Source organism: Azospirillum formosense, assembly GCF_013340925.1.
Taxonomy (GTDB): domain Bacteria; phylum Pseudomonadota; class Alphaproteobacteria; order Azospirillales; family Azospirillaceae; genus Azospirillum; species Azospirillum formosense.
Map to the genome: position 1 here is coordinate 1 of NZ_WHOR01000414.1, position 3314 is coordinate 3314.

Annotated in this window: 1 protein-coding gene; it reads right to left on the reverse strand. The window is 69.2% G+C overall.

The window, feature by feature from the left end:
- Window positions 1-114: 114 nt before the first annotated feature.
- Window positions 115-3314 (reverse strand): Ig-like domain-containing protein (locus tag GBZ26_RS28360; RefSeq protein ID WP_247884938.1); only part of this gene is annotated, 3200 nt, incomplete at its 5' end.

Genomic DNA, 3314 nt, shown 5'->3' on the forward strand with positions numbered 1-3314 from the left:
TCATATGTTTAGTAGATACAGAGCCGTGGATCTGACCGGCTTATGTGCTCACGCATTTTATGTTAAATGAGACCAAGCCCACCGTGTCCGACACGGAGTGGCTCGTCGGCAGCTTCAGATGGGTATAAAAGACAGGTCGATGGTTCCGCCGGCCGGGACTGCCTTGATCGCGTCGGCGATGGCGCCCACCAGCGCCCGCCCGATCACGCCGCTGGCCCGCGGCGCGCCGATCACCACCCCGGCGAGCACGGCGCTGCCCTGGACGATCACGTTGGCGACGCTGGCCGCCGCGCCCTGGGTTTTCAGCGCGGTCGCGATGGCCGCGCTGGCCGCCCCCGTCGTGGTCACCGCGACGATCGGGTCGTAGGTGAGCAGGTCGATCCCGGCGTCGAGGCCGAGTTTGCTCTTCAGCTCGGTCGCTGCCGCGGCGATCTCGCTGTCGGTACCGGCGAGCCCCGCCATGCCCATGATGATGGTGGTCAGCGGCGTGATGACCGACGCCGAGCCCGGCGCCTCGTAGACGCCGGTGAAGGGCAGGTTGGTCGAGATGTCGGCACCGCCGATCATGATGATGGGGCCGGACCCGCCCGGGATCGACCAGCTCCCCACCGCGTTCGTGGTCCCGAACGCCTCACCGGGGTCGAGCTGGCCGTTGGCGTTGGCGTCGGCGAAGACCGTGGCGCCGGCGATGTAGCCGTCGATGGCATGGCCGCCGCGGACATTGACCAGCACGTGGCTGGTGACCGGCGCCGCGCTGCCGAAGGACAGGCTGGTGACGGCGTTGCCGGCGCTGTCGCGGATCTGCGCGCCGTTCAGGTCGATGGTCCCGGTGACGGCGATGCCGTCGCTGTCCAGATCGTCCGCGCCGACGGCATAGCGGAACACCAGCTTGCCGGAGTCCACGCGCAGGAAGGTGGCGTAGCGGGTCTGGGACCCGATGGTCAGCGCCAGCCGCGGCGCACCGCTGCCGGAGACGCTGACCGCGTCGCTGAAGGATACGGTGAAATCCAGCGTGTCGCCGCGCGCCGCCAGATAGCGACCGGCAGCCGGACCGGTCACCGCCGTGATTGCCGCAGCCTGGTCGTCGTTGAGGATGGTGCCGATCGCGGTGGCGCTCTCCACCGTGATCTTGGCCTCGGCAACCGTGGTTGAGGGGGAGAAGAGCAGGACCCGGAATTGCTCGTTGGCCTCGACCTGCCGATCGCCGCTGATTGGAACGGTGATGGTCTTGCTGGTCTCACCCGCGGCGAAGGTGACGGTGCCGCTGGGCAGCGAGCCGCCGAAATCGGCCGCGTCGGCGAGGCTGCCGCCCAAGCCGGTCGTATCGATCTGCCATTTGACCGTGGTGGCGCCCGAGGTGTCGCCGCGCCGTGTGATCGTGTAGGTCAGGCCGGTCGACCCGCTGTTGCCCTCGGCGATCGACAGGCTGGACGGGGTGAGGCTCAGCCATTGCACCGGCGTCAGGCTGATCGTCACCGCCCGGCCGACCAGGTTGGTCCCGTCGGACACGGCGTAGCTGAAGGACCCAGCGGCCCCGGTGGCGCCGAAGGGCGGCGTGTAGATCACCGCGGCGAGCTGGTCCGGTGTCAGCGTGTCGCCGACGGCGAGTGCCGTGCCGTCGTACCGCTGGAGCGTCCCAACCGTGGGCAGGCCGGTGACCGTGATGGTCAGCGGGTCGCCTTCCGGATCGACCGGCTTGTCGATCGACAGGCCGACGCGGCTGGAATTCTGGTCGATGGCGACATGCTTGGCCTCCTGCACCGCCGGGGCGGTGTTGACGCCCCGCACGGTGATGGTCAGCGTCGCGGTGGAGGTTGCGCCGGACTGGTCGGTGACGGTGTAGCTGACCGTCTCCTGCCGGGTCTGGCCGAACAGCAGCGTGCCGTAGCCGCCCGCCGGGTCGAAGCTGTAGCCGCCGTCGGCGTTCAGCGTCAGCCGGCCGCCGCCGGCCAGCGTGATGGCCCGGCCGACGTTGGCGGCGTCGCCGTTCACCGCGCTGACGGCCAGATGGTCGCCGGCGTCGAGGTCCATGTCGTTCGCAAGCACGCCGTTCGACGCGATCACCGTGACCGGCGTGAGCCTGTCGGTGTCTCCCGCATCGTTCGCCGCGACCGGCGCGTCGTTGACGTTGCCGACCTCAATGGTCAGCAGGTCCGAAACCGTCGCGCCGGAGGAATCGGTCGCGGTGACACGCACCGTCCGGGTGCCGACGTCGGCGTTGCCCGGTACTCCGGACAGGTGCCCGGTGGCCGCGTCGAAGCTGAGCCAGGCGGGCAGCGCCGAGCCGTCGCCGCTGGTCGCGTTGAGGGTGAGGCTGTCACCGGTGTCGGCATCGGTGAAGACCCCGGCCGGGATCGTGTAGGAAAAGGCTTGCCCCTGGTCCACATTGCGGGTCCCGAGCGCCTGGGCCAGCACCGGGGCATCGTTGACCGACAGAACATTGACGCTGGTCGTGGTGTTCGTCACCGACGCGCCGTCCGCGTCGGTGACCGTCACGGTGAAGGCCGTGATCTCCTGGGAGCCCGGAGCAGCCCGGTTGGCCACCGGCTGGAAGTCGAGCAGCCGCAGGGCGGCCTGGGCCGCCGCCGCGGAACTGGCATTCAGGGTATAGGTGCCGGCGGCGGACTTGAAAAACCCGCTGGCGGCGAGGCTGGCGGTGGAGAAGACGCCGGTGGCGTCGCCGGCGGTGCCGCCAGAGTCGCGGACCGTCACCACGACCGTCTGGAGTTGGGCGGTCTCGTTGTCGGAGACGGTCAGGACGGCAAAGGGCTGGCGACTGGCGGTGTCGTCGACCGCCAGACCGGCTGTCGCGCCGCCGATGACAGGGGCTGTGTTGCTAGGCTGGCTCCGGGTGTCGATGGCATAGCCGGCTGAGGTCGCGCTGCCTGTCGGAACGTTCCCGGCAGAGTCGCTCCACCCCGTTGCCACGGTGATCCGGCTGTCGGAGGAAACCGTTTCGGCGGTTGGAGTCAGAGTGGCGGTATAGACCAGCCCGTCGCTGCCAGACTGGACGGAAAGATTGGACAGCGTTCCGTTCTGTGCGGCGACGGCCGAGAGTGAGAAATCAACCGGCGCCTCGCTGAACGTGAATGTGACGGTTGCCGTCTCCCCCACCCCGAGCGTCGCTTTGCTCAGCGCGATGGCAATGGACGGTGCCCCGGTGTCGATGGTTACGGTCAGCGCCGACGACGCGGCGGACGTGTTGCCCGCCGCATCGGTCACCGTGGCGGTGAGCGTGTGCGCACCATCGCTCAGCGAGGCGGCCGTGATGCTCCAGGCACCGGCCGCCGAAGCGGTCACCGTGCCCAAGGCGG